Origin of the sequence: Streptomyces sp. NPDC088730, from assembly GCF_044751215.1 — a bacterium.
Taxonomy (GTDB): domain Bacteria; phylum Actinomycetota; class Actinomycetes; order Streptomycetales; family Streptomycetaceae; genus Streptomyces.
In genome coordinates, this window is record NZ_JBIVLK010000014.1 from 59,350 (window position 1) to 83,934 (window position 24,585).

Below are 24,585 nucleotides of genomic sequence, written 5' to 3' on the forward strand. Positions count from 1 at the left end.
GGGGCCGATACTGGGGGCGATGGAGTGGTTCACCGCAGACGGGTACTGGCTCAGCCGGCTGATCTTTCAGCGGGCGCTCGCCGTCATCTATCTGACCGCCTTCCTCACCGCCGCGCTCCAGTTCCGGGCGCTGACCGGTGAACGCGGCATGCTGCCCGCCCCCGCGCTGCTGCGGCGCACCGGCTGGCGCACCGCCCCCGGGCTCTTCCGCCTCCACTACTCCGACCGGTTCTTCGCGCTGGTCGCCTGGACCGGCTGCGCGCTCTCCGTCGCCCTGATCGCGGGCGTGGACGCCCGGCTGCCGCTGTGGGCGGCGATGCTGCTGTGGGCCCTGCCCTGGGCGCTGTACCTGTCGATCGTCCAGGTCGGGGACGTCTGGTACGGCTTCGGCTGGGAGTCGCTGCTGCTGGAGACCGGCTTCCTCGCCGCCTTCCTCGGCAACGGACACACCGCACCGCCGGTGCTGGTGCTGTGGCTGCTGCGCTGGGTGCTGTTCCGGGTCGAGTTCGGGGCCGGGATGATCAAGATCCGCGGCGACGCGTGCTGGCGCGGGCTGACGTGTCTGTACTTCCACCACGAGACCCAGCCGATGCCCGGACCGCTGAGCTGGTTCTTCCACCATCTGCCCCGGCCGCTGCACCGGGCCGAGGCGGCGGCCAACCATGTGACCCAACTGCTGGTCCCGGTGCTGCTGTTCACCCCGCAGCCGGTGGCAGGCGCGGCGGCCGGGCTGATGATCCTCACCCAGCTGTGGCTGGTGCTGTCGGGGAACTTCGCCTGGCTCAACTGGCTGACGATCGTGCTCGCCCTGTCGGCCGTCGACTGGTCCCCGGTGGCCGAGCCGCCCGCGCAGTCCGCCGCGCCCCTCTGGTACGAGGTGGTGGTCATCGCCGTCACCGCCCTGGTCCTGTTCCTCAGTTACCGTCCGGCCCGCAATCTGGTCTCGCGCCGCCAGGTGATGAACCGCTCCTTCGACCCGCTGCACCTGGTCAACACCTACGGCGCGTTCGGCAGCATCAGCCGGGTCCGGCTTGAGGTGGTGGTGGAGGGGACGGCCGAGCGGACCGTGGGTCCTGACACGGTCTGGCAGGAGTACGGATTCCGGGGGAAGCCCGGCGATCCGCGGCGGCTGCCGCGCCAGTTCGCCCCGTACCACCTGCGGCTCGACTGGATGATGTGGTTCGCCGCGCTCTCGCCCGCCTATGCCCGCCCCTGGTTCGGGCCGTTCGTCCAGCGCCTGCTGGAGAACGACCGGGACACGCTGCGGCTGCTGCGGCACAACCCGTTCCCGGATGTGCCGCCGGAGCACGTCCGCGCCAGGGTGTACCGCTACCGGTACACGACCTGGCGCGAACTGCGGACCACCGGGCAGTGGTGGCACCGCACCCACGTACGGGAGTTCATGCGCCCGGTGCCGCGCCCCGGACCGGTCAGCCCTTCCAGCCGACCTTGAACACCCAGGCGTGCTCGCCGGTCCTGCGGGCCGCCGCCGGTACGTCGATCACCAGCGAGTCACCGGTGGTGCGCCAGCTCAGCGGCCGGTCGTACCCGAGCAGCGTGATCCGGTCGCCGCCGCGCACCGGCACCGGCGCCTGGACCGTCAGGGTCGCGCCGGGCCGGACCAGCGAGTGGATGTAGAACGCCCGGTCCGGCCGGATCGTGAACCGCAGGTCCTCGCCCAGCTGCGGCATCCGCGACCAGTACGTGGTGCCGTAGACCGCCTCCCCGTTGGTCCTGAGCCACTGCCCCGTCTCGCGCAGCCTGCGCTGCATGATGTCGGGGATGGTGCCGTCGGCCTTCGGACCGATGTCGAGCAGGAAGTTGCCGTTCTTGGAGACGATGTCGACGAGCGAGTGCACGATCTCCTCGGCCGTCATGTACTTCTCGTCCGGGGTCTGCGCGTTGTAGCCGTAGCTGTACGGGTCGAGGCCCCGGCTGGACTCCCACTTGGCGGTGACGATCCGGTCGTACGTCGTGTACTCGGGCGTGGTGAAGTCGTGGGGACCGATTCCGGAGCGGTCGTTGACCGTCACGTCGATCGGCCGGGCCCGGTTCTTGGCGTGGTTGAAGTACTCGGCGAGCACCCGGTGGCTGTCGTTGTCGCCGCCGATGTCGCACCAGATGATCTCGGGGTCGTACCCGTCGACCAGCTCCAGCATCTGCGGGCCCTGGAACCCGGTGACGTAGTCCCTGCCCGGCGTGTGGCCGGTGTACGGGACGGGCTCCAGGGTGTACGGATTGCGCGGGGCGTGGCCCATCCACGGGTGGTCCGGGTTGAACCACTCGGGCATGGAGAAGTACAGCCCCCGGTGGAGTTCGGGGGCGTAGCGCCGTGAGGCGTCGAAGAGTTCCCTGACCACATCGCGTTTGGGGCCCATCTTCACCGAGTTGCGGTCGGAGAGCTTGGTGTCCCAGAGCGCGAAGCCCTCATGGTGTTTCGAGGTGAGGACGTGGTACTGCGCGCCGGCGTCCCGGAACAGCTCCACCCAGGCGCGCGGGTCGAAGTGCTCGGCGCGGAACCGGGGGATGAAGTCGTCGTAGGCGAAGGACTCGCCGTAGGTGTCGCGGTGGTGGGCGTAGACGGGGTTGCCCGGGTCCTGCATCTGGTTCCAGTACCACTCGGCGTACTGCGTGCCGACCGGGGCCCAGGCCGGGACGGAGTAGACGCCCCAGTGGATGAAGATCCCGAACTTCGCGTCCTGGTACCAGTACGGCGCCTGGTGGGTGGAGAGGGACGCGTCCGTGGGCGTGTAGTCGGGGACGCCGAGGGTGAGCGAGCGCCGGACCGTCGCCGCCCGCTGCCCCCGGCCGCGTGCGACGACGCTGCCGTCGCGGGCGGTCCCGGCGGCGGTGCCCGGTCTGTTGCGGATGCCGATGCGGACGCGGGCCTGGTCACCGGGGGCGAGGCGGGTGATGCGGGCGGGTGCGACGGTGCGTGCGCCGGGTACGTCGACCGAGAGGCTGAGTCCGTCGGCGGCGAGGATGCCCACGGTGCCCGCGTTGACGACGGTGGCCTCGACGCTCTGGGCGCCGTCGTCCAGCAGCGCGGTGGTGGAGTGCGCGTCCCGTACGGCCAGTGCCCGTCCCTCGGCGGCCGGCTGGAGGGAGAGCGCGAAGACGTGCAGGGAGGGCTTGTTCTCCTCAGCCGGCTGCGTGGTGGGGAGCGTCACCGCGACGGCCTGTCTCGCCGGGTCGAACGGGATCTCGGAAACGGCGATGGAGACCGGGTGGGGGTCCTTCGCGCCGTCGGGGCCGTAGCGGTAGGCGGAGGTCAGATCGCCGCTGCCGGCATACCAGTCGGGTCCGGCGAGGGCCGGTTCGGACGTGGTGCCGTCGGCGTAGTGCACCGTCGCCCTGCCTGAGGCGGCTCCGTAGCTGCACGCGGTGAGGAAGAGGCCGCAGAGGTAGCGGCCCGGCGGGAGGCCGACGCGCTGTCCGAGGGCGACGACATTGTTCTTCGCCCCGGCCCCGGCGGCCGGGAAGCGGAAGAGGGTACCGGCTATCTCCCGTTCGCCTGCCGGGAGTTCCTCGCCGGGGAAGGTGTAGCCGGAGCCGTCGAAGCTGCCGCCCCGGTCCTCCGCGGTGTCGATGCCGTCGTTGTCGAACCAGTCGTCGAGGGGGACGGGGACGGCCGGGGGCACGGCCCCCCAGTCACCTCCGTGCCGGGTCTCGGGCGCGGTCCCGGTTCGCGGGGCCGCTTCGGCGGTGGCGGGGGTGAGCAGGGCGGCGCCGACTGCCGCCCCTGCCGTCATTCCGAGTACGTGGCGCCTGGGAAGTTCGGTCATGACGTCCGATGATTGAAGCAGGACGTGAACCTGTCAATGCAATCTTCCAGACAGAACGAAACTTCTCTCCCACATCCATCGGATGACTCGGCGGACGAGACGGGGCGGTCCGGGCATCCGGGGTCCGCCCCCTCTCCCGTCGGCTACTTCCCCTGCTCGCGGGCCCGCAGCAGGGTGCTGATCTGCTTGACGAGTTCGTCGTCGCTGTTCACCGGCTTGCTGGAGACCAGCGCGCCGAGGCGCTCCGCGGTCTGGAAGTCGTACGCCCGCTCCTGCTCCTCGCCGGGCACCCGGTCGTACTCCTCCTTGGCGCGGAAGCCGACGGTCAGGTCCACGGCCTTGGCGATGAGCCAGGTCAGGATGAAGGAGAAGGCGATCACCGCGACGATCGCGACGAGCTGCTTGCCCAGCAGACCCCAGCCGCCCCCGTAGAAGAGCCCCTTCTTGCCGCTGATGCGCGCGGTGGCGAACAGGCCCACCATGATCAGGCCGATCAGACCGCCGACCCCGTGCACACCCACCACGTCGAGCGTGTCGTCCACGTTGAAGCGGAACTTCAGGGTGATCGCGAACGCGCAGACCGCGCCGACCACGAGGCCGGTGATGACCGCGCCCAGCGTGTTGATCTCACCGCAGGCCGGGGTGATGGCGACCATGCCCGCGACGGCGGACGAGACGACCCCCATCGTGGTGACCCGGCCGGTGCGCCACTTCTCCACCAGCGGCCATGTGACCATCGCACCCGCCGCGCCGAGCTGGGTGTTGATGAAGGCCGCGGCCGCGGTGCCCTGGTCGCTCAGCGCGGAGCCGGAGTTGAAGCCGAACCAGCCGAACCACAGCAGCCCGACCCCGATGACCACAAGCGGAATGTTGTTGGGGCGCTCCTCGCGGCGGGCGAAGTCGCGCGGCGCCCGCAGGACGAGCGCGACGGCCAGACCCGCCACACCGGAGTTGAGCTCCACCGGGAGACCGCCGGCGAAGTCGAGGGCGCCGAGGTGCCTGACGATCCAGCCGTCCGTGTCGAACACCCAGTGCGCGATGGGGATGTAGACGATGAGCAGCCACAGCACGACGAAGACCAGCCAGCCCCGCATCGTCGCGCGGTCCGCGATCGAACCGCTGATCAGCGCCACCGTGATGATGGCGAAGCCCATCTGGAAGGTGCTGTAGACGTAGGTGGGGATCGCCCCGGTCAGTGTCGTCAGGCCGATGTCGTGCATGAACACGTGGTCGAGGTTCCCGATGACTCCGGCGCCTCCGACATCGGGGCCGAAGGCGAGGGTGTACCCGATGGCCCACCAGACGAGGGTGCCGAACGCGAGCGCGGCGAAGCTCATCTTGATCATCATCAGCACGTGCTTGGTGCGCACCATGCCGCCGTAGAAGAACGCGAGACCGGGCGTCATCAGCAGCACCATGGCGGTGGAGGCGAGCAGCCAGGCGGTGTCCCCGGAGTCGTACGCGGGTGGCATCGGCGCGGGAGCGGTGTTCATCGGCGGGTACCTCGTCGGTTTCGTGGGGGCGGGCAGGACCGGGACGGGCGCTACGGTTTGCGCAGGTCGGGGGCCGGATGGCCGGTGAGCAGCCGGCGCACGGACTGCCAGACGGCCTGGTGCGCCGCGGCGACCCGGATCGGGCTGTCGTCCAGCAGCCGCACCCAGGCGCCGCAGTCCCGGGGCAGGACGCTCACCCCGTACAGGACGCCGAGCGGTGCCAGCGCCCCGTGCAGGGCGTCGGCCACTTCGGCGGCGGGGGCGCGCTCGGTCACCACGAAGAGCGAGGCGACGTGGTCGTGGCCGGCGAACACCCCCGGACCGAGGACTCCCGCGCCGTTCGGACCGGGGGCCAGGCGCAGGGTGTCGAGGGCGAGCAGGGTGCCGTCGGGCCTGCTGATGCGCAGGTCGGTGGCGAGCACCCGGTAGGCGTGGCGTTCCCCCCGGGCGAGCCGTCCGGCGGTGAGGGTGTCGCCGACGACCACGGTGGCGCCGCTCGCCACCGTGACCTCGGTGCGCTGGTAGAAGCGCGCGTCCTTGAACGGGATCACCGGGTCCGGCAGGTACTCGACGTAGCTCCCGGCCTCCGCCGTCAGGTGCACCCGCTGGCTCGCGTAGTCGTGCTCCATCCGGAAGACCTTGGTGGCGGCCTGGGTGGTCAGGTGGACCTGGGTGTCCGGGCCGCAGCGGAAGTCCGTCCGGTAGCGGTCGGCCTGCGCGTAGCCGCCGCCGGTCGCCATCAGGTAGACGTAGCTCATGCCGGGCAGCGCGGGGTCGATCCACAGCGGCCGCATGATCTGCAGCGGTGTCTTCTGGTAGCGCTCGACGAGTTCGGTGCGCCCGCCCCGCACGGCGAAGGCCAGGTCGAGGATGCCGACCTTGGCCGGGGATCCGGGCGCGAGCGTGTCGGGCACGGAGGCCAGGGCCGCCACGTCCGGCGGGATCCGGACCGCGGCGTAGTACTCCTCGGCCAGCCGGTCGGCCGGTGGCCGGTGCGGGGCGAGCGTCATCTCAGATCAGCACCTTGCGGCGCGATTCGAGGTAGACCGCGATGTCGTCGATGCCGACGCCGGTCAGGCAGTCGGTGAGGACGACGGGGCGGTTGTCCCGGACCCGGTGGGCGTCGGACTCCATGACGTTGATGTCCGTGCGCACGTACTGGGCGATATCGATCTTGTTGATGACGAGCAGATCGCACTCGGTGATGCCGGGGCCGCGCTTACGGGGCATCTTCTCGCCCTCCGCGGTGTCCAGCACGAAGAGGAAGAGGTCCACGAGGGCCGGGCTGAAGGTCAGCGTGAGGTTGTCGCCGCCGGACTCGTAGAGCAGCGTGTCGGTGTCCGGGAAGCGCTCCAGCATCTCGGCGCCGGCCGCCAGGTTCATCGTGGGGTCGTCGCGTACGGCGGTGTGCGGGCAGGCGCCCGTCTCGACGCCGACGACCCGTTCCGGTTCCAGCACACCGGCCAGGGTGCGGCGGACGTGCTGGGCGTCCTCCTGGGTGTAGATGTCGTTGGTGATAACGGCGGGACGGTGCCCGCGCTCGATCAGCATCGGCACCAGCGCCTCGATGAGCGCCGTCTTGCCGGATCCGACCGGTCCGCCGATGCCGACCCGCAGTACGTTGTCGTCCATGGTGCTCCCTGTGTGTGACGGGGTTGGTTTCAGCTGGCGAAGAGCCGGGCCTCGGCGCGCTCATGACGGCCCGACATGATGTCCGAGGCGAAGAGGGTGGCGCCCACGTCGTCGAGTTCGCGCCGCAGCGCCGCCTCGACGGCCTCCTCGATGACGGGCCCGGCGCCCCGCAGGAGCGTCTGCGCCGAGCGGTGGTCGGTCAGCCTGAGGCGCAGGGCCGCGCCCGCGAAGCTGACGCAGAAGGCGAACAGGTCGGCGGCGACGGCCTGCCGGACCGGGACCCCGGTCGCGGCGTAGATGACGCCCGCGGCGACCGCCTGGGTACCGGGGGCCTCCCGGCGCACCACACGGCCGAAGTAGTCGCTGATCTCCGGGCGGTCGAAGACCTCCTGCCCGAGGTCCAGCAGCTGCCGTCCGGTCCGGGTGGCGGCCTGGCGCATCTCGCGTCCCAGCTTGGTCGCGAAGAGGTGCTCGTCGATCCGGACCGCTGCCGCCGGGTCGCCCGCCGCGGTGGCGCGGTGGGCGAGGGCGAGCGCCGTGGCGTCGGCGGGGCCGACGCCGTGCAGCAGCAGATCGTGGAGCAGGTGCGGCACGGTCGCGGCGTCGACGGCGCCGGCCTGGGCGAAGCCCTCCAGGCTGTGCGACAGCGTGTAGAAGCCGCTCGGGAAGGCCGAGTCGGTCAGCTGGAGGCTGACCAGCAGCGGCCCGAGGCCGGTGGCGGCCGCGATCATGGCGGGCGGGGGTTCGCCCGCGCTGTCGCCCTCGTTGCGGTACATCGGCCCTAGACCAGGAAGTACAGGTGGTTGAGGGGCAGCGTCTCGGCCGGGTCGATGGTGGCGACCTTGCCGTTGAGCGTGACCTTGAACGTCTCCGGGTCGACCTGGATGTCCGGCAGGGCGTCGTTGCGGACCATGTTGTGCTTGCCGATGGTGCGGGTGCGCCGGACCGGCAGGACCGTGCGTTCCAGGCCGAGTTCGGCGGGGACGCCGGCGGCGATGCCCGCCTGGGACATGAAGGTGACGTGGGTGGCCTGCAGCGCCTTGCCGTACTGGCCGAACATCGGCCGGTAGATGACCGGCTGCGGGGTGGGCAGGGAGGCGTTGGGGTCGCCCATCTGGGCCCAGGAGACGATGCCGCCCTTGATCACCATCTTCGGCTTGGCAGCGAAGGAGTGGATGGGCCACAGCACGATGTCGGCGATCTTGCCCTTCTCGATCGATCCGACGTGCTCGGCGATGCCGGAGGCGATGGCCGGGTTGATGGTGACCTTGGCGAGGTAGCGCAGCACCCGCTGGTTGTCGTTGCGCGCCGAGTCGCCCTCCATCCTGCCGAGCTTGTCCTTGCAGTGGTGGGCGGTCTGGAAGGCCCGGGTGACGGACTCCCCGACCCGGCCCATGGCCTGGGAGTCGGAGGAGAACATGCTGATCACACCGAGGTCGTGCAGTACGGACTCGGCGGCGATCGTCTCGGCCCGCACCCGGCTGTCCGCGAAGGACACGTCCTCGGGGATGTCGTGGCTGAGGTGGTGGCAGACCATGACCATGTCCAGGAGCTCGTCCACCGAGTTCTTGGTGTAGGGCAGGGTCGGGTTGGTGGAGGACGGCAGGATGTTCGGCTCGCCCGCGACCCGCATGATGTCGGGTGCGTGGCCGCCGCCCGCGCCCTCGCTGTGGAAGGTGTGGATGGCCCGGCCGTCGATCGCGGAGCGGGTGTCCTCGAAGAAGCCGCTCTCGTTCAGGCTGTCGGTGTGGATGGAGACCTGGACGTCGTGCGCGTCCGCGACGTTCAGGGCGTTGTCGATGACGGCCGGGGTGGCGCCCCAGTCCTCGTGCACCTTGAGGCCGCAGGCGCCCGCCACGATCTGCTCGTTGAGCGCTTCCGGCAGGCTGCCGTTGCCCTTGCCCATGATGCCGAGGTTGACCGGGAAGCCCTCGGCCGCCTGGAGGAACCTGGCGATGTTGAACGGGCCGGGGGTACAGGTGGTGCCGTTGGTGCCGTCCGTCGGCCCGGTGCCGCCACCGATGAGGGTGGTGATGCCGTTGGTGAGCGCCTGTTCGGCCTGTTGCGGGGCGATCAGGTGGACGTGGGTGTCGATGGCGCCCGCGGTGGCGATGAGGTGCTCCCCCGCGATGGCCTCGGTGCCCGCGCCGATGACCAGGTTCGGATCGACGTTGTTCTGGGTCTGCGGATTGCCGGACTTGCCGATGCCGACGATGAAGCCGTCCTTGATGCCGATGTCGCACTTGACCACCCCGACCATCGGATCGATGACCACGACGTTGGTGATGACGGTGTCGAGGGCGCCCTGGGCAGCGGTGATCTGCGGATCGGAGGCCATGCCGTCCCGCATGGTCTTGCCGCCGCCGTAGAGGACCTCGTCGCCGTACTGACCCTCGCTGTAGTCCTTCTCGACCTCGACGACGAGGTTGGTGTCGGCCAGGTGGAAACGGTCTCCGACCGTCGGGCCGAACATGTCGGTGTACTGCTTGCGGGGCAGGATGGGCATCAGCGCGAACCCTTCTTCTTTTCCTTGGCGGCTTTGGCGGGCTTGGCGGTGGGCTTGGCCGCGCGCTTGGCGGTGGGCTTGGCGACGGGCTTGGCGGTGGGCTTGGCGACGGGCTTGGCGGTGGGCTTGGCGACGGGCTTGGCCGCGCGCTTCGAGACGGTTCTGCCTGCCCCGGTGCTCCTGGCGGCGGTGTTCTGCGCGCCCTGGAAGCCCTGCTCGATGGCCTTGCGGACGGCTTCGACCCGGGCGGGGTGGGAGGCGAGGCTGCCGTTGAGCAGCCCGCTGAAGCCGATCAGCCGGCCGGTCCCTCCGTACGCGCACAGCTCGACCTCGCGCGAACCGCCGGGCTCGAAGCGCACCGAGGTGCCGGCGGGGATGTTGAGGTGCATGCCGAGCGTCTCCTCGCGGTCGAACGACAGCGCCGAGTTGACCTCGAAGAAGTGGTAGTGCGAGCCGATCTGCACCGCTCGGTCGCCCGTGTTGCTCACGGTGGCCTTCAGCGTGCGGCGGCCCGCGTTGATCTCGATGGGGTCCTTGCCGTAGAGGTACTTCTGACGGAACGTCATGCGATGCTCCTGATGACTTGGCCCGCTCCATCGGCGGATGGGTGCGGGTGCGGGTGCGGATGGCCCGGACCGTGAGGGTGGTGGTGCCCTGAACCGTGTCCATGGCCGTGGCCGTGGTCGTGTCCCTCGCCCGGTGGGTGGGTGTGGGAGTGGCCGTGGTTGTCTGCCGCGGTCAGCCCGGCCGCGATCCCGTCGTCGCCGTGCTCGTGACGGCGCCGCAGGGCGTCCGCCACCCGCTCGGCCAGCACCCGTCGCAGCGCGGACGCGGAGACGAGGGGGCCGGCGCTGTCCACCACCGGCCCGGCCCGGCCGGCGGGCCCGGGCACCTCGGGCGGTGCGAACCCGCCCGGAAGCAGCGTCACGTGCTCCGCGCCGAGCAGCCGGCAGCGCCGGACGCCCTCGGCCGGGTCCGGGTCCCCGCCGGTGAACGCCACCTCGACGAGGGCATGCCGCCCGTAGCGGCGGACGAGCGCGGCGATCCGGTACAGCTCCGCGTCCTCGAACGGATCGCCGGACGGGGCCGTGACCAGCAGGGCGGAGTCCCCCGGCACCCGTCCCGCCGCCGCGCGCAGCCAGCCGACGAGGTGCTGTGCGGTGCCGAAGGGCTCGGTGAGCACGGTGGCCGCCCGGTCGCCGCCGGCAACGGATCGCAGGGTCCGGGCGGTGTCCGCGACGAGCTCGGGGTCCCGGCCGAGCGTCATCGGGACGACCGCGGCATCCTGACCCCGGCGCCGGTGCGCGGAGATGCTCCGGAACAGCTCGCGCCCGCTCGGCACGACGCTCACCCCGGGGTCCACGAGTCCCTCCAGCGCACGCCCGTAACCGGCTTCGTGGCCGCACACGGCGATGACGGCGCAGCGCTCGGCCACCGGGGTCAGCCCCCGATCGGGTCGTGGCAGGACACCAGCTTCGTACCGTCCACGAAGGACGCCTCGACCTGGAGCAGGCCGAGCATCTCCCGTACGCCGGGCATGGTGTCCCGCTCGCCCACGACATGGCGGCCCAGCTCCATGCAGTCCGCGACGCTCCTGCCGTCACGCGCGGCTTCGAGGATCGCCTCTGTGATCAGCGCGACCGACTCGCTGTAGTTGAGCTTGAGGCCGCGTTCCTGGCGTTTGCGGGCCAGGTCGGCCACCACGTACACCAGCAGCTTGTCGATCTCGCGAGGGGCGAGGTTCATCGTCAGTACCTTCCTCGGGTTGTACGGGCTTGGGGCGCGGGGACCGGCCGGGGCGGTCAGCCGCTCCGGCGGAGCCGGGGCAGCAGCGGCACGGCGGCCAGCAGTGCCCAGGTCGTGAGAATGAACGGCCAGGTGAAGGTGTGGCCGCCGAAGGGCTTGAAAAAGGACGTCAGGGACGCCGTGAGCCCGGTGCTGACGGCCGCGCCGAACAGGGCGTACGCCGCGGTCCAGGCGGTGTTCGCCATGAACACCGCACCGAGGGCGATGGCCACGAGCACCGCGTTGTATCCGTAGATGCCGTTGGCGATCAGGGCCGTCGGCGCGCCCAGCACCCACGCGGCGACGATGCCGACCACGCTGCCGGCCGACGCGTAGAGCACGACGCGCAGGCCGGCCAGGGCGAGGCCGACGAGCATGATCAGCCCGACGTACCAGCTGTCGATCAGGAAGACCTGCGAGATGTTGTTGAAGAACGCGTGCCACAGGGCGGTCCAGGTCCACCCGGTATCGCCGGTGGTGGTGCTGGCCACCGAGGCCGGGTTGCCGTGCCAGACCCGTGAGAACGAGGGAGCGCCCACCACCATCACCCCGGAGACCAGACAGAAGGGCGCGGTGAGCGGGGTGAGCCCGTAGGGCGTGAGGAAGGTGCCCAGGGTGGCCATCAGGACCGTGGAGATGACGGCGCCGACAACGGTCAGCACGTAGGTGGCGAGATGGTTGCCCAGCGAGGAGACGAGGGCGATGCCCGTGAGGCAGCCCGCGTACCCCTGGAGTCCGAGCGCGATCCCGGACCGGTCGACAGCGAGGGCGTAGGCGGTCGCGGTGGCGATCAGGGTGCCGAGCGTGGCGTAGAGACCGTTCTGCCAGCCGGACACCCACAGCGCGACGAGGATCGCCACACCGGTCAGGAGCCCGGCCTGGAGATCGACCTGCCCGAACCCCCGCAGGGAGGCCAACACGTACGCGGACGGCTGACGGCTCTCCAGCCGCCGGACGATTTCCGGCTCGGCGAGGGGCAAGGCAGACTCCAGCGGCTCGACGACGAGGAGGCCCTCCGGTCGGACGGACCGGGAGCGTATCCCTACATATGCCATCAAGTCACAGAATGATCAGATAATCGCGCTACGAAGCCTCCGGTTGACCCACCCGGGTACGGACTCGGCCGGACTGGCGCGCTACGCCCCGGACGGACCCGCCCGCTCCATAGATTCGCGGAATGTCACCCAGGATGAGGCTGCACCTGCGCAGCCACCCCGACCATCACCCGGGGGTGCAGCTGTCGGTGGTGGCCGCCGTCGCGGTCGGCGGCGCCGCCGGAGCCGTCGCCCGGTACGGCGCCGAACGCCTCTGGCCCACCGGTGCGACGGCCTTCCCATGGACGCTTCTGCTGATCAACACGGTCGGCTGTTTCCTGATGGGCGTTCTGATGGTCACCCTGAAGCTGCGCTTCCCCGGCGCGCCCCGGCTGATCAGTCCGCTGCTCGGCACCGGAGTGCTCGGCGGGTTCACCTCGTTCTCGCACTACACGGACAACGTCCGGCAGCTGTTCGAGAACCACCAGCCCGGTTACGCGGCCGGCTGCCTGGTGCTGACCGTGGTGGCCGCGCTGTCCGCCGTGACGGCGGGCGCGTTCGCCACCCACTTCGCCTTCGGGCGTTCCTACGTCACGGAGAACGGCGCGTCATGACCGACTGGCTGCTCGTCATCGCCGGCGGACTCGTGGGCGCACCGCTGCGCTACTACCTCGGGGTCGACGCGAAGTTCCGCCTGCACAGCGCCTTCCCGTGGGGCACCTTCGCCGCCAACGCCGGCGCCGCCCTGTTCCTCGGCTTCGTCGCGGAGGCGGTGGCCGGCGGGGAGCTGGGCGCCCGGCTCGATCTGCTGCTCGCCACCGGGTTCTGCGGGGCTCTGTCGACCTGGTCGACGTTCTCCTACGAACTGCTGACCCTGAACTCCGCCCGCCGGCTCATCCTGGCGGCGGGCTATCTGCTGCTGACCGTGGGCGCGGGCGTCGGCCTCTCGTTCGCCGGGGCCGCCGTGGCCCGCGCGGCCTTCTGAACGGGGCGCCCGTCGCACCACAGAGCTCCGGCCCGCACCCCGTTCACGGGGCGGGCCGGAGCTCCGTGGTGCGACGCTCAGTCGATGCCGGGCAGGATGTGCGGCTCGGCGAGGTCGTCCTCGTAGCCGGCCAGCCGGATCGGTGCGGACCTGGCCCAGACCTCGATGTTCCGGAGCTTCTCGGGCCTGCGGGCCCGCTCTCCGGACCGCTCGGCCGGTCGCTTCTCGTACTTCGTCAGTTCCGGTGTCGTCACCGCGCACTCCTTTGTGTCGCGTAACCCCGGGCGTCGCCGACGCTCCGGCTCCTATGCCGGCACGTCGACCGCCCGCCGGGGCGGGGGAAGGATCAGCTTCGGTCGCGGTGGCGCCGGTACAGGGCGGGACGGCGGCCTGGTTGACAAGCCTGTCCCAGGACGGCCGGGGAATCTTCGTGGATCCCTCGGTGGCGTCCGTTCCCCTCAGAGTAACCAAATGAGCGCCGCTACGCTCGATGGAACGTGTGCCCTGGGTCACTTTCGGCCACCGGGCACGGAAAAGACCCGGCCCGGGAGACTTCCCGGGCCGGGTCCGCGACTCCGTGCGGGGACGCTGCCCCCGGCCGCTACCAGTTCGCCGGAGCGTAGTCCTTGAGGAAGCAGCCGTACAGCGCCTCGCCCGCCTCACCGCGCACGATCGGGTCGTAGACGCGAGCGGCGCCGTCGACCAGGTCGAGCGGGGCGTGGAAGCCCTCCTCCGCCAGCCGCATCTTGTCCGGGTGCGGCCGCTCGTCGGTGATCCAGCCGGTGTCGACGGCGGTCATCAGGATGCCGTCCTTCTCGAACATCTCCTGGGCGCTGGTGCGGGTGAGCATGTTCAGCGCGGCCTTGGCCATGTTGGTGTGCGGGTGCCCCGCCCCCTTGTAGCCGCGGCCGAACACCCCCTCCATCGCTGAGACGTTGACCACGTAGGAGTGGGCCGACGCCGTCGCGGCCATGGCCGGGCGGAGCCGGCTGATCAGGATGAACGGCGCGGTCGAGTTGCAGAGCTGGACCTCCAGCAGCTCGATCGGCTCGACCTCGTCGACTGTCTGGATCCAGCTGTTGCTGTGGTGCAGGTCGGGGACCAGGCCGCCCGCGTCGATGGCGGTTCCGGCGGCGATCCGTTCCGGCGAGGCGGATCCGGTGACCAGCGCGAGATCGGTGACGTCCTGCGCGCTCAGCCCGTCCTTGCGGGCGGCGGGCAGCGCGGCGACGCGGTCGACGCTGCCGCTGCCGAAGGTGCCGATCACCTCGGCGGCGGGGAGTTCACCCGCGGGCAGCGGGGCCGACTCGGCACCGAGCAGTTCGCTGTACGCCTGCGGTGAGCGGCGCACCGTCTGGGCGGCGTTGTTGATCAGGATGTCCAGCGGGCCCGCCGCGGCGACGGACTCGGCCAGCGCGACGACCTGGGCGGGGTCGCGGAGATCGATGCCGACGATCTTCAGCCGGTGGATCCACTCGTCGCTGTCCTCCATCGCCTTGAAGCGGCGGATCGCGTCGTTGGGGAAGCGGGTGGTGATCGTGGTGTGCGCGCCGTCCCGCAGCAGGCGCAGCGCGATGTACATACCGATCTTGGCGCGGCCGCCGGTGAGCAGCGCCCGGCGGCCGGTCAGGTCGGTGCGCGCGTCACGGCGGGAGCGGTTCTCCCGGGCGCACGGCTGGCAGAGCTGGTGGTAGAACGCGTCGACCTCGACGTACCGCGTCTTGCAGATGTAGCAGGACCTGGGGCGCTGGAGGACGCCCGCGATCTCCGCGGCGGCGGAGGAGGACGGCAGGACGCCCTGGGTCTCGTCGTCGATGCGCTCCGCCGAACCGGTCGCGGTGGCCTCGGTGACGGCCTTGTCGTGCGCGGTCTTGGCGGCCCGGCGCTCCTGACGGCGGCGCTGCTTCACGGTCCGGTAGATACCGGCGGTGGCGCGGCGCACCGCGATGGCGTCCGGGTGGTCGACCTCGATGGCGTCCAGCTCGTCGAGCACGCTCAGGCAGACGGCCAGCCGCTGCGGGTCGATGCCGGGACCGAACTCCCCGGCACCGGTCACGAGCTCCTCGGTACCGAGCTCGGGGCCGTCGTCTGTCACCGTCATTGCCGTTCCTCTGTTGCTTGTGCCGCCGGATTCTCCCGGCGACCGTGGCGCGCCGCCGAGCCGGACTCACGAGGACTCGCGTCCACGGGACTGAAGGTCCGGCCGCGGGCTTCTGCGTGGAGCCGCCGCACTGCGGGCCGAACGCCCCCGCCAAGTTTGCCATGCTCCGGCGGCTGCTCCATTCGAGTACGTCAGCCGGATTCACCCGAGGGCGCGGCCGAGGGCCGCGTCCCGCTTCCGCCCGCGTCCTTCCGGGTGCTCAGCGGTGCGGCGATGTCCTCCAGGGACCGGCCTTCCGCCGCCACGGCGAAGAAGCAGGCCACCAGCCCGGCCGCGATCATGAGCACGGCCCCGATACAGAAGGCCAGCGCGGTGTCGGCGACCACGCCGCTCGCCGTGAGGTCGGCGAAGACGAGGGGTCCGGAGATTCCGCCGGCGGCGGTGCCGATGGCGTAGAAGAAGGCGATCGCCATCGCGCGGGTCTCCATCGGGAAGATCTCGCTGACGGTCAGGTAGGCGGAGCTGGCACCGGCGGAGGCGAAGAAGAGCACGACGCACCAGCAGGCGGTCATGGTGACTGCCGAGAGCCACCCGCTGTTGAAGAACCACGCGGTGACCAGGAGCAGGACGCCGGACAGGATGTACGTCCCGGCGATCATGGGTTTGCGGCCGACGGTGTCGAAGAACCGGCTGAGCAGGAGCGGCCCGAGGAAGTTGCAGGAGGCGATGACCGCGAAGTAGTAGCCGGTGGCGCCGCTCGACACGTCGAAGAACGTGACGAGGATCGAGCCGAAGCCGAACGTGACGGCGTTGTAGAGGAACGCCTGCCCGATGAAGAGCGAGAAGCCCAGCACGGCCCGTTTCGGGTAGGACCGGAAGACGGTCCTGGCGATCAGCCCGAAGCCGATCCCGCCCCGCTGCTCGACGGTGATGGCTGTCCCGGCCTCCGGGAGCGTCCGTCCCGTCTGTGACTCCACCTCACGTTCCACCTCGGCGACGAGCTTCTCCGCTTCCTCGTCCCGGCCGTGGATGAACATCCAGCGGGGGCTCTCCGGCACGTGGCGGCGCACGAGGAGGATGACGAGCCCGAGGACGACCCCCAGGGCGAAGGTGAGGCGCCAGCCGACGTCCTTCGGGAAGATGGACGTGTTCAGGGCGAGCACGGAGAGCAGCGAGCCGGCCACCGCACCGAGCCAGAAGCTGCCGTTGATGATGAGGTCGACGCGTCCCCGGTACTTGCTCGGAATGAGTTCGTCGATGGCCGAGTTGATCGCCGCGTACTCCCCTCCGATCCCGAAGCCGGTGAGGAACCGGAAGAGGAAGAACCACCAGACCGAGAAGGAGACCGCGGTGAGCGCCGTCGCCAGGAGGTAGACGGCGAGCGTGATCAGGAAGAGCTTCTTCCTGCCGTAGCGGTCGGTGAGCCACCCGAAGACCAGCGCACCCGAACACGCCCCCGCCACGTACATCGCCGCGGCGATCCCGGTGACCTGGCCGGCGCTGATGGGCAGACCGCTGCCGTCCTCGGAGAGCCGGCTCGCGATGTTGCCGACGACCGTGACCTCCAGGCCGTCCAGGATCCAGACCGTCCCCAGCCCGATCACGATCATCCAGTGCCACCCCGACCAGGGGAGTCTGTCGAGTCTGGCCGGAATCCTGGTCGTGACAGTGGCCGTAGCCGGGCTCTTGGAATCGCTGTTCGCCATGGCATCTCCCTGCATCGGATACAAGACAGTGCCCGCGAATGCGGGCCGCCAACATCCCGGATCCAACCAGCACTGCGACAAACATGGGCATAACGCCGCACATGTCCTTCGCGGCCACGTCAGCGAAAAAAAATCGCATCCATTCGGCATGACCTCGCTGATGCGGGGCACACGAGGTCTGACGCACTTGGCTAGCAGGAGGGGCGACAACATGGCAGCCACGACGGGGCAGACCGGCGCAGTGCTTGGTACTACCCGCACGTTCTCGGAGCAGACCGGCATCCGTTCGGAGCCCGGCACCTCGGAGCTGCCGTGGATCGAGGACACCGGGAAGGTGGCTCCGAAGGACGCCCGCGCCCTGTCGAAGCTGTTCCTCGACCGGCTCCAGGTCCTCGAAGAGGGCACTCACGAGTACCAGTACGCACGCAACACCCTCATCGAGATGAATCTCTCACTGGTGCGGTACGCCGCCTCACGGTTCCGCAACCGCGGTGGCGACGACGCCGAGGACATCATCCAGGTGGGGACCATCGGGCTGATCAAGGCGATCGACCGGTTCGACCTCTCTCGTGATGTCGAATTCGCCACTTTCGCGGTCCCCTACATCGTCGGGGAGATCAAGCGCTTCTTCCGGGACACGACCTGGGCGGTACACGTGCCGCGGCGGCTCCAGGAGCTGCGGGTCGACCTGGCGAAGGCGAAGGAGGAGCTCTCGGCGAAGCTCGACCGCGATCCGACGGTCAAGGAGCTGGCCGAGCTCCTCGATCTGCCCGAGGAAGAGATCATCGAGGGCCTCGTCGCGGCCAACGGCTATTCGGCGGGGTCCCTGGACTCCCCCTCGGCCGAGACCGACGGCGGGAGCGACCAGCGGTCGTTCGCCGAGATGATCGGTGAGGCCGACCCCGGGATGGAGACCGTCGAGAACCTCCACACGCTGGCGCCGCTGCTGGAACAGCTCGACGAGCGCGAGCGCAGCATCGTGCGGATGCGCTTCGGCCAGGAGATGACGCAGTCCCAGATCGGTGCCGAGCTCGGCGTCTCGCAGATGCACGTGTCTCGGCTGCTGGCCCGCATCGTCAAGCAGTTGCGTGCCGGGATGTCCGTCGAGGCGTGACGTCCGAATTCTGAGAGCGTCCGGTACCGGCAACGCCCGTAGCGGCTCACACAGCAGTCGAATGACGCCCGCCCGCACTTGGGCGGGCGTCATTCACATATGCTTCCTGGCGACGGCGGGCGGCCCGCTCGATCACAACGAGAGGGTGAGGCGTGGCTGAGACGCGTACTGGCTCCCACGCGCGGCATCCGGTCAGCGCGGTGCTCCCGCTGCAGGCCGGAGCGCTGCCGGGCGGCCGGACCTCAGTCTGGGACGTCGATGCAGCCATTCTGCTGGTGGAGGACGATGCGGGCGACGCCCTCCTCGTCGAGGAGATGCTCGCCGACGGCGAGCTGGACTCCGCGCTCACCTGGTGCAAGACGCTGACCGAGGCCCTGACGTTTCTGCGCGGGCACCGGACACCCGTCTGCGTCCTGCTCGACCTGCACCTTCCCGATGTGCACGGGCTGAGCGCCGTCACCCAGATCGTGGAGAGCACTCCGGACGCCGCGATCGTGGTGCTGACCGGACTGGCCGAGGCCGAGGCCGGACTGGACGCGGTGGCCACCGGTGCGCAGGACTACCTGGTCAAGGGACGGCTCGACCCGCAGGCCCTGTCCCGCGCCGTCCGCTACGCCCTCCAGCGCAAGCAGGTCGAACGGGCGGCGTCGGCCCTGCGCGCCAACCAGCAGATGGCCCAGGAGAACGCCCGGCTGGAACGCGGGCTGCTGCCCGTACCGCTCCTGAACGACGACAGCTTCGAGGCGGTCGCCCGCTACGAGCCCGGCCGCGCCCACGGTCTGCTCAGCGGTGACTTCTACGACGTGGTCCAGACGTCCGACGGCACGGTGCACGCCGTGATCGGCGATGTGTCGGGGCACGGCGCGGCGGAGGCCGCGCTGGGGGTGTGCCTCCGGGTGGCCTGGCGCACGGCTGTGCTGTGCCGCACCGACCAGCTGGAACAGATAGCCCTGCTTGAGGAGATCCTGGTCGCGGAGCGGTCCGACCCGCACGTCTTCGCGACCGTCACCTCGCTCGTCTTCCCGCCCGGCGGGGACCACGTACGGATCGTCCGGGCGGGACACCCCGGGCTGCTGCTGCGCCAGGGCACGGAAATCGAGTGGGTGGAGCCCGAGGGCGGCATCGCGCTCGGACTGCTGCCCGGTCACGGTCAGTGGATCTCCACCGACCTGGCGCTGGCGCCCGGCGCCCGTCTCGTACTCTTCAGTGACGGCCTGTTCGAGGGGCGCACCGGCCCCGACTCCCGGCTGGGCGAGGACGGACTGCTGGCGATGGCCCGGAACCGGGCCACGCTGCCGGCCCGTCCGTTCATCGACGCACTGGTCGACGGAGCCGCCGACGCGGCGGCTCCCCACGGCGGCCTCGCCGATGACGTGGCCGTGCTTCATCTAGCCTGGAACAGGACACCTCATGACCAGTGATTCACCGGCGGACACCCCGCTGCGGCCAGGGCGGCTGGCACGGCTGTCGGTCCAGAACTGGGTCCATCTGATCCTGGTCTGCTTCGTCGTGGTCGTGTGCGGCTGCCTGGTCGTCGGCGGACTCGTGCTGGCCCGGATATCCGACCGGACCACCGAACTGGTGGACCGTATCCAGCCCGCCCGCTCCGCCTCCTTCCAGCTGCAGAACTCGCTGCTGGACCAGGAGACCGGGGTCAGGGGCTACGCCCTCAGCGGCGACCCCGCCTTCCTCCAGCCCTACGCGACGGGCAAGCGCGACGAACAGCTCCGGCTGGCCCGGGTCCGTTCCGCGATGGGCGGCGCCGAGCCGTACGCCGGTGATCTGGACCGGATCGCCGCGGCCGCCGCGCAGTGGCGCGAGAAGCACGCCGAACCGCTGATCGCCACCGTCCGCCGGGACGGCCGGGAGAACCGGTCCTCCGCCAGAACCGCCGAGAGCAAGACGGCCTTCGACACACTGCGGCGGCTCTACGCGACGCAGCAGTCGCATCTCGACACCGCCCGCGACCACGCCCGTGCCCAGCTCAACGACGCACGCGACACCCGCGACCGGACGCTGATCGCGCTCGTGGCCTGCTTCGTGTTGTGCGTCATCGCCCTCAGCCTGCTGCTGCACCGGGTGGTGGGCCGTCCGCTCCACGCGCTGGCCGAGGCCTCCCGGCACGTACAGTCCGGCGCCTTCCGCCGCCGTATCGAGGTGCGCGGCCCGTCCGACGTGAGGGCGGTGGCGGCCGCCGTCGAGGACATGCGGTGCCGGCTGGTCGACGAGCTCGACGCCGCCCAGGGGCGGGAGGAGCTGCTGGCCCAGCAGACTGAGGAGCTCCGCCGTTCCAACTCGGAGCTGGAGCAGTTCGCGTACGTCGCCTCGCACGATCTCCAGGAGCCGCTGCGGAAGGTCGCGTCCTTCTGCCAGCTCCTGGAGAAGCGTTACGGGACGGAACTGGACAAACGCGGCAAGCAGTACATCGACTTCGCGGTCGACGGTGCCAAGCGCATGCAGGTGCTCATCAACGACCTGCTGACCTTCTCCCGGGTGGGCCGGGTCCACGACAGCTGGAGCAGCGTCGACCTCGACCGCTCGCTGGACCGGGCGCTCGCCAATCTGGCGCTGGTCATCGAGGAGTCCGGAACCACGGTCGTGCGCGAGGACGCGCTGCCCGAGGTGAACGGCGACGGCACGACCCTCGCCATGATCTGGCAGAACCTGATCGGGAACGCGGTGAAGTTCCGGCGCCCGGACGAGCCGTGCGTGATCACGGTCGGCTGCGTCCGGGAGGACGACGTCTGGCACTTCACCGTGACGGACAACGGGATCGGGATCGCCCCCGAGTTCGCCGAGAAGGTCTTCGTGATCTTCCAGCGTCTGCACGCCCGTGACGAGTACGACGGCACCGGGATCGGACTGGCCCTCTGCCGCAAGATCATCGAGTTCCACGGCGGCCGCATCTGGCTCGATCCCGAGCCCCGCCAGGGCACCCGCGTCCACTTCAGCCTGCCTGTCGAGGACGACACCTCCCCGGCCGACGAGGCCGCCCCACCCGCCGAGATCCCCGGAGATACCGCGTGACCCATCCCGCAAAGCCCATTGAGGTCCTGCTCGTCGAGGACGATCCCGGTGACGAGCTGATGACGCGTGAGGCGTTCGAGGACAACAAGATCCGCAACACCCTCCACGTGGTCCGCGACGGACAGGAGGCGCTCGACTTCCTCTACCGCCGCGGCGAGCACGGCGGGGCCCCGCGCCCCGATCTGATCCTGCTCGACCTGAACCTGCCCAAGTACGACGGTCGCCAGGTACTGGAGCAGATCAAGCAGGACCCGGAGCTCTCCCTCATTCCCGTGGTCGTGCTGACGACGTCCTCCGCGGAGGAGGACATCCTGCGCAGCTACAAACTGCACGCCAACGCCTACGTCACGAAGCCGGTCGACCTCGATCAGTTCATCGCGGCGGTCCGCCAGATCGACGAGTTCTTCGTGACCGTGGTCCGGCTTCCCGGACGTGCGTAGAATCTGCTGGCACCGGCCGGGAGTGGGATCTTCCGGCCGGGGTAAACGAGCAGCGAGAAGAGAGGCCCTCACGGTCTCGCCGCCGCGCCCTGGCTGGAGCACATGAACGAACAGGCCATCTCCGGGCCGGACGACTCCCCGATGAGCCGTCCGCCCTCGGAGGCACTGCACGCCGCCGAGGTGTTCGACGGCGAGCCCGGGTGCATCTCTCTGGCGCGGGCGCTGGCCGACCGTTTTCTCGCGCGGCTCGTCTCCGAGTGGATGGCCGTGCTCGGCACCCACACCCGCAACGACCTGATGCTGGCCGTGAGCGAACTGGTCACCAACGCCGACCGCTACAGCCACGGCCCCTATCTGCTGGAGCTGGAGGGCACGGCGGAGCGGATCAGCGTCACCGTGTACGACAGCAGCAGCGCGCTCCCGGTCTTCTACTCCCCCGACCCGAGCCGGCTGGGCGGTCACGGCATGGAGATCGTGGTGGCCCTGTGCGACCGGCTGACGGCCGAGCGGGTCCCCGTCGGCAAGCGCATCCGAGCCGAGTTCACACTCAGCAGCTGATTCCGGGCCGCCCCGGCGGTTCCCGGCTCCGGTGTTCCACGGGCCCGCGTGGGGGTCAGCCGTCGCCGTTGGGTCTGCCGAACCAGTCGACGCAGACGACCAGCGCGTCGTCGAGCGGGTCCGATTGGCGGTAGTCCGCGAGTTCGCGCAGCACGGCGCCCGGCACCGAGGCGGCGGGCAGCAGCCGCGTCGCGAGGACCGCCCTGGCGAGGCCCCGCTCGACATAGGCCTCACCGAGCGGCGAGACGGTGTCGTACACCCCGTCGCTGACGAGCAGCAGCCGGTCGCCCGGGACCAGCTGGAGGTACTGGACGTCGTACCGCGACTCCTCGAACATGCCGAGCGGCAGCTGCGCGTCCAGTTCTATGCGGGCGACCTTCCTGCCGCGCAGCCGCCACAGCTGCGGGGAGCCCGCGTCCACCGCGCCGACCGTTCCGGTGGCGAGGTCGAAGCGGAGCAGCAGGGTCGACACATGGGCGGCGCCGCGGTGCTGGTCGTAGAGCGCCTGGTCGGCGAGTGCGGCCTGGTCCGCGATGCCGATGCCGGCCCTTCTGGCGTTGCGCAGGGCGTTCACGGCGAGGTTGGTGAGCAGGGAGGCCTGGATGCCCTCGCCCATGCCGTTGGTCACGGAGACGGTCAGCTGGTCGCCGTCCGCGGCCCAGTCGAAGTTGTCGCCGTGGATGGCGTAGGCCGGCTCCAGCTGGGCACCGATGGCGTACTCGGCCGCGGTGAACGCGCGGGCGGGGAGCAGCTGCCACTGCATCTCGGCGGCCAGGGTGAGCCGGGCGATACGGCGGGCGGCCTGGTACAGGTCGGTGTCCCGTTCGGCGACGATGATCTCGTGGCCCAGCAGGTCGGCCACCTGGGCCAGCTCGTCCATGGTCCGCGGGGTGGAGCCGCCCGCCGGGAGCCGGACGGTGAGGATGCCGAGGCGCTCGCCCCGTACGGTGACCGGAAAGTGGTGGTCGACGGCGCCGCCGCGGTCCGCCGGCTGCTCGTGCGGGAGCTGGCTGCCGAAGGCCCGGCCCTGCGGGCTGTTGTGCATCGACAGGACGCGTTCACGCCCCGGCGGGGAGCCGACCGGCTTGAGCACCGTCATTCCGTAGTCCGCCAGCAGCAGTTCCACGGACCGGGCGTCGTACGCCGCGGCGAGCGCCTCGCGCACCGTCTCGACCAGGGCGTGCGGTGCGGCCGCGCGTACGGCTCTCTCGATTTCGGTACGGACGTTCACGGTCTTGCGCTCATTCCTCTTCGGGTTGTGGGGCCCGGGCCGGGCTGACAGGAGGGTGTGCCGGATGAAAGAGTGGATGGATGCGCCACCGTACCGATCCTCCTCACCGCCTTGAGCGGGTGTCCGAGGACGTGTGTGCCGCATCGGAACTGCTGGAGGTGCTCTGGGGCCGAGGCCAGGAGGCCGCTCCTCCGGGCACGGTGTCGCCTTCGCAGCTGCGGGCCCTCCTCGTCATCGAGAAGCAGGAGGGCAGCAACCTCCGCTCGCTCGGTGAGGCGCTCGGCTCGCGGGCTCCGTCGGTGAGCCGGCTCTGCGACCGGATGGAGGCCATGGGCCTCGTCCAGCGGGACCCGAGCCAGACGAGCCGCCGTGAGGTCGAGCTGCGGCTGACCGGGCGGGGCCACGCCCTGCTGGAGGAGTACCGGGCCATCCGCACGCGTGAGCTCGCGGCCGTGCTGGAGCGGATGCAGCCCTCCGACGTGGCGGCCCTCGCCGGAGGGCTGGCCGCCTTCCGTTCGGCCGCGGCGCAGCGGCTCACCGGAGACCGGCTCCCTGACGACGTCGCGGACAGCGCCTGACTCCGGCCGACGCGGTACTAGCTTCATCGAGCCCCTGCTTCCGCGTTTCCGAGGCGCTCCCGGAGGGGATCCGCCCATTGATCATTCAAGTACAGATTGTTACCTCACGGAGAATGTTGTCAACTGGCAACTATTGCTTCTATCGTTGGCCTTCACCCACCGTGAGCAGGGACGGACATGCACCGGACCGTCCTCGTCAACCAGGGTTCTCCCCGCCATCCAGTGCGTCATGAGGTGACCGTGCTCCCATCCCCCAGTGCCGGCAGAGCCATGAGAATCGTCCCACGTGAGGACCGCGGAGCGCTGGTGCTCGCCGTGACCGGCGATCTCGACATCGACAACGTCGCCCTGCTCGGCGCGGCCCTGGAGAACGCGGCCGCGAGCGGCGAAGGCCCCGTCGTCGTCGATCTCTCGGACGTGAATTTCGCGGACTCGACGACGGTCAACGTGCTGCTCCGGGGCCAGACCCTGCTGGGTCCCCGGCTGCGGCTCGCGGAGCCGTCCCCGTTCATGGAGCGGCTCATCGGGGTGCTGAGCCTCGACAGCGCGCTGCCGGTCTTCGCGACCGTCACCGAGGCGATCGGCCCCCCGCTCCCCCACTGAACCCCGA

24 protein-coding genes are annotated in these 24,585 nt (G+C 70.3%); 10 read left to right on the forward strand and 14 right to left on the reverse strand.

Features of this window, described 5'->3' with window-relative positions:
* Window positions 1–19: 19 nt before the first annotated feature.
* Entirely contained in the window at window positions 20–1,453 is a 1,434-nt protein-coding gene (locus ACIP89_RS30695) for a lipase maturation factor family protein (protein ID WP_402117740.1), read from the forward strand.
* Here the strand turns inward: ACIP89_RS30695 and ACIP89_RS30700 are convergent.
* The 10 genes from ACIP89_RS30700 to ACIP89_RS30745 form a co-directional block, all read right to left on the reverse strand.
* On the reverse strand, window positions 1,431–3,785 hold the full coding sequence (locus ACIP89_RS30700; RefSeq protein ID WP_401924865.1) for an alpha-L-fucosidase: 2,355 nt from the start codon (window positions 3,783–3,785) through the stop codon (window positions 1,431–1,433). The two genes, ACIP89_RS30695 and ACIP89_RS30700, sit on opposite strands and share 23 nt — an antisense overlap.
* Window positions 3,786–3,928: 143 nt before the next feature.
* Window positions 3,929–5,278 (reverse strand): ammonium transporter, encoded by a 1,350-nt coding sequence (locus tag ACIP89_RS30705; protein ID WP_401924868.1) that lies wholly within the window; start codon window positions 5,276–5,278, stop codon window positions 3,929–3,931.
* A 50-nt stretch (window positions 5,279–5,328) separates the two neighbouring features.
* Window positions 5,329–6,288 (reverse strand): urease accessory protein UreD, encoded by a 960-nt coding sequence (locus ACIP89_RS30710; protein WP_401924870.1) that lies wholly within the window; start codon window positions 6,286–6,288, stop codon window positions 5,329–5,331.
* A gap of 1 nt (window position 6,289) precedes the next feature.
* Entirely contained in the window at window positions 6,290–6,910 is a 621-nt protein-coding gene (ureG, locus tag ACIP89_RS30715) for an urease accessory protein UreG (protein ID WP_073734604.1), read from the reverse strand.
* A 29-nt stretch (window positions 6,911–6,939) separates the two neighbouring features.
* Window positions 6,940–7,686 carry an urease accessory protein UreF gene (locus ACIP89_RS30720; protein WP_401924873.1) on the reverse strand — a complete coding sequence of 249 codons (747 nt, stop codon included), beginning with the start codon at window positions 7,684–7,686 and terminating at the stop codon, window positions 6,940–6,942.
* Between the two features lie 5 nt (window positions 7,687–7,691).
* Window positions 7,692–9,416, reverse strand: a complete 1,725-nt coding sequence (gene ureC / locus ACIP89_RS30725; protein WP_401924876.1) for an urease subunit alpha — start codon at window positions 9,414–9,416, stop codon at window positions 7,692–7,694.
* Entirely contained in the window at window positions 9,416–9,982 is a 567-nt protein-coding gene (locus tag ACIP89_RS30730; RefSeq protein WP_402117743.1) for an urease subunit beta, read from the reverse strand. Before ACIP89_RS30730 ends, ureC begins: the two co-directional genes overlap by 1 nt.
* On the reverse strand, window positions 9,979–10,851 hold the full coding sequence (locus ACIP89_RS30735) for a sirohydrochlorin chelatase (RefSeq protein WP_402117745.1): 873 nt from the start codon (window positions 10,849–10,851) through the stop codon (window positions 9,979–9,981). Before ACIP89_RS30735 ends, ACIP89_RS30730 begins: the two co-directional genes overlap by 4 nt.
* Window positions 10,852–10,856: 5 nt before the next feature.
* Complete coding sequence (locus ACIP89_RS30740; RefSeq protein WP_402117747.1) at window positions 10,857–11,162, reverse strand: urease subunit gamma; 306 nt, start codon at window positions 11,160–11,162, stop codon at window positions 10,857–10,859.
* 56 nt (window positions 11,163–11,218) lie between these two features.
* A complete protein-coding gene (locus tag ACIP89_RS30745; protein WP_402117749.1) occupies window positions 11,219–12,181 on the reverse strand; it encodes an urea transporter in 963 nt (320 codons plus the stop codon).
* A gap of 197 nt (window positions 12,182–12,378) precedes the next feature.
* On the opposite strand from ACIP89_RS30745, the gene ACIP89_RS30750 reads away from it, so the two are divergent.
* Both ACIP89_RS30750 and ACIP89_RS30755 read left to right on the forward strand, forming a co-directional pair.
* Window positions 12,379–12,849 (forward strand): fluoride efflux transporter FluC, encoded by a 471-nt coding sequence (locus tag ACIP89_RS30750; RefSeq protein WP_401930944.1) that lies wholly within the window; start codon window positions 12,379–12,381, stop codon window positions 12,847–12,849.
* Window positions 12,846–13,220, forward strand: a complete 375-nt coding sequence (locus ACIP89_RS30755; protein ID WP_402117750.1) for a fluoride efflux transporter FluC — start codon at window positions 12,846–12,848, stop codon at window positions 13,218–13,220. Before ACIP89_RS30750 ends, ACIP89_RS30755 begins: the two co-directional genes overlap by 4 nt.
* Window positions 13,221–13,297: 77 nt before the next feature.
* Here the strand turns inward: ACIP89_RS30755 and ACIP89_RS30760 are convergent, their stop codons facing one another.
* From ACIP89_RS30760 to ACIP89_RS30770, 3 genes are all read right to left on the reverse strand, one after another.
* The gene (locus ACIP89_RS30760) at window positions 13,298–13,474 is read right to left on the reverse strand and encodes a hypothetical protein (protein WP_199884350.1); all 177 of its coding nucleotides are present in this window, start codon (window positions 13,472–13,474) and stop codon (window positions 13,298–13,300) included.
* A gap of 347 nt (window positions 13,475–13,821) precedes the next feature.
* Window positions 13,822–15,321 (reverse strand): SDR family NAD(P)-dependent oxidoreductase, encoded by a 1,500-nt coding sequence (locus tag ACIP89_RS30765; RefSeq protein ID WP_402117751.1) that lies wholly within the window; start codon window positions 15,319–15,321, stop codon window positions 13,822–13,824.
* Between the two features lie 191 nt (window positions 15,322–15,512).
* Window positions 15,513–17,027, reverse strand: a complete 1,515-nt coding sequence (locus ACIP89_RS30770; protein ID WP_402117753.1) for an MFS transporter — start codon at window positions 17,025–17,027, stop codon at window positions 15,513–15,515.
* A 211-nt stretch (window positions 17,028–17,238) separates the two neighbouring features.
* Here ACIP89_RS30770 and ACIP89_RS30775 point away from each other — a divergent pair, with 211 nt between their 5' ends.
* The 5 genes from ACIP89_RS30775 (at window position 17,239) to ACIP89_RS30795 (ending at window position 22,166) form a co-directional block, all read left to right on the forward strand.
* Window positions 17,239–18,141 carry an RNA polymerase sigma factor SigF gene (locus ACIP89_RS30775; protein WP_401930935.1) on the forward strand — a complete coding sequence of 301 codons (903 nt, stop codon included), beginning with the start codon at window positions 17,239–17,241 and terminating at the stop codon, window positions 18,139–18,141.
* Window positions 18,142–18,341: 200 nt separating this feature from the next.
* Window positions 18,342–19,562, forward strand: a complete 1,221-nt coding sequence (locus tag ACIP89_RS30780) for a PP2C family protein-serine/threonine phosphatase (RefSeq protein WP_401931054.1) — start codon at window positions 18,342–18,344, stop codon at window positions 19,560–19,562.
* On the forward strand, window positions 19,552–21,168 hold the full coding sequence (locus ACIP89_RS30785) for a CHASE3 domain-containing protein (protein WP_401924899.1): 1,617 nt from the start codon (window positions 19,552–19,554) through the stop codon (window positions 21,166–21,168). The genes ACIP89_RS30780 and ACIP89_RS30785 overlap by 11 nt, the downstream gene beginning before the upstream one ends.
* On the forward strand, window positions 21,165–21,608 hold the full coding sequence (locus ACIP89_RS30790) for a response regulator (RefSeq protein ID WP_401924902.1): 444 nt from the start codon (window positions 21,165–21,167) through the stop codon (window positions 21,606–21,608). The genes ACIP89_RS30785 and ACIP89_RS30790 overlap by 4 nt, the downstream gene beginning before the upstream one ends.
* Before the next feature lie 102 nt (window positions 21,609–21,710).
* A complete protein-coding gene (locus ACIP89_RS30795; RefSeq protein ID WP_401924904.1) occupies window positions 21,711–22,166 on the forward strand; it encodes an ATP-binding protein in 456 nt (151 codons plus the stop codon).
* Between the two features lie 55 nt (window positions 22,167–22,221).
* Here the strand turns inward: ACIP89_RS30795 and ACIP89_RS30800 are convergent, their stop codons facing one another.
* Entirely contained in the window at window positions 22,222–23,397 is a 1,176-nt protein-coding gene (locus ACIP89_RS30800) for a PP2C family protein-serine/threonine phosphatase (RefSeq protein ID WP_401924906.1), read from the reverse strand.
* 80 nt (window positions 23,398–23,477) lie between these two features.
* Here ACIP89_RS30800 and ACIP89_RS30805 point away from each other — a divergent pair, with 80 nt between their 5' ends.
* Window positions 23,478–23,975 (forward strand): MarR family transcriptional regulator, encoded by a 498-nt coding sequence (locus tag ACIP89_RS30805; RefSeq protein WP_401924910.1) that lies wholly within the window; start codon window positions 23,478–23,480, stop codon window positions 23,973–23,975.
* A gap of 270 nt (window positions 23,976–24,245) precedes the next feature.
* Window positions 24,246–24,578 (forward strand): STAS domain-containing protein, encoded by a 333-nt coding sequence (locus ACIP89_RS30810; protein ID WP_402117754.1) that lies wholly within the window; start codon window positions 24,246–24,248, stop codon window positions 24,576–24,578.
* Window positions 24,579–24,585: the final 7 nt, after the last annotated feature.

Bases quoted from the DNA above. Each gene is read 5' to 3' on its own strand.
- ACIP89_RS30795 (WP_401924904.1), top strand. From the start codon at position 21,711: ATGAACGAACAGGCCATCTCCGGGCCGGACGACTCCCCGATGAGCCGT.
- ureG (WP_073734604.1), bottom strand. From the start codon at position 6,910: ATGGACGACAACGTACTGCGGGTCGGCATCGGCGGACCGGTCGGATCC.
- ACIP89_RS30755 (WP_402117750.1), top strand. From the start codon at position 12,846: ATGACCGACTGGCTGCTCGTCATCGCCGGCGGACTCGTGGGCGCACCG.
- ACIP89_RS30740 (WP_402117747.1), bottom strand. From the start codon at position 11,162: ATGAACCTCGCCCCTCGCGAGATCGACAAGCTGCTGGTGTACGTGGTG.
- ACIP89_RS30700 (WP_401924865.1), bottom strand. From the start codon at position 3,785: ATGACCGAACTTCCCAGGCGCCACGTACTCGGAATGACGGCAGGGGCG.
- ACIP89_RS30785 (WP_401924899.1), top strand. From the start codon at position 19,552: ATGACCAGTGATTCACCGGCGGACACCCCGCTGCGGCCAGGGCGGCTG.
- ACIP89_RS30705 (WP_401924868.1), bottom strand. From the start codon at position 5,278: ATGAACACCGCTCCCGCGCCGATGCCACCCGCGTACGACTCCGGGGAC.
- ACIP89_RS30810 (WP_402117754.1), top strand. From the start codon at position 24,246: ATGAGAATCGTCCCACGTGAGGACCGCGGAGCGCTGGTGCTCGCCGTG.
- ACIP89_RS30775 (WP_401930935.1), top strand. From the start codon at position 17,239: ATGGCAGCCACGACGGGGCAGACCGGCGCAGTGCTTGGTACTACCCGC.
- ACIP89_RS30720 (WP_401924873.1), bottom strand. From the start codon at position 7,686: ATGTACCGCAACGAGGGCGACAGCGCGGGCGAACCCCCGCCCGCCATG.
- ACIP89_RS30750 (WP_401930944.1), top strand. From the start codon at position 12,379: ATGTCACCCAGGATGAGGCTGCACCTGCGCAGCCACCCCGACCATCAC.
- ACIP89_RS30695 (WP_402117740.1), top strand. From the start codon at position 20: ATGGAGTGGTTCACCGCAGACGGGTACTGGCTCAGCCGGCTGATCTTT.
- ACIP89_RS30805 (WP_401924910.1), top strand. From the start codon at position 23,478: ATGCGCCACCGTACCGATCCTCCTCACCGCCTTGAGCGGGTGTCCGAG.
- ACIP89_RS30770 (WP_402117753.1), bottom strand. From the start codon at position 17,027: ATGGCGAACAGCGATTCCAAGAGCCCGGCTACGGCCACTGTCACGACC.
- ACIP89_RS30765 (WP_402117751.1), bottom strand. From the start codon at position 15,321: ATGACGGTGACAGACGACGGCCCCGAGCTCGGTACCGAGGAGCTCGTG.
- ACIP89_RS30730 (WP_402117743.1), bottom strand. From the start codon at position 9,982: ATGACGTTCCGTCAGAAGTACCTCTACGGCAAGGACCCCATCGAGATC.
- ureC (WP_401924876.1), bottom strand. From the start codon at position 9,416: ATGCCCATCCTGCCCCGCAAGCAGTACACCGACATGTTCGGCCCGACG.
- ACIP89_RS30710 (WP_401924870.1), bottom strand. From the start codon at position 6,288: ATGACGCTCGCCCCGCACCGGCCACCGGCCGACCGGCTGGCCGAGGAG.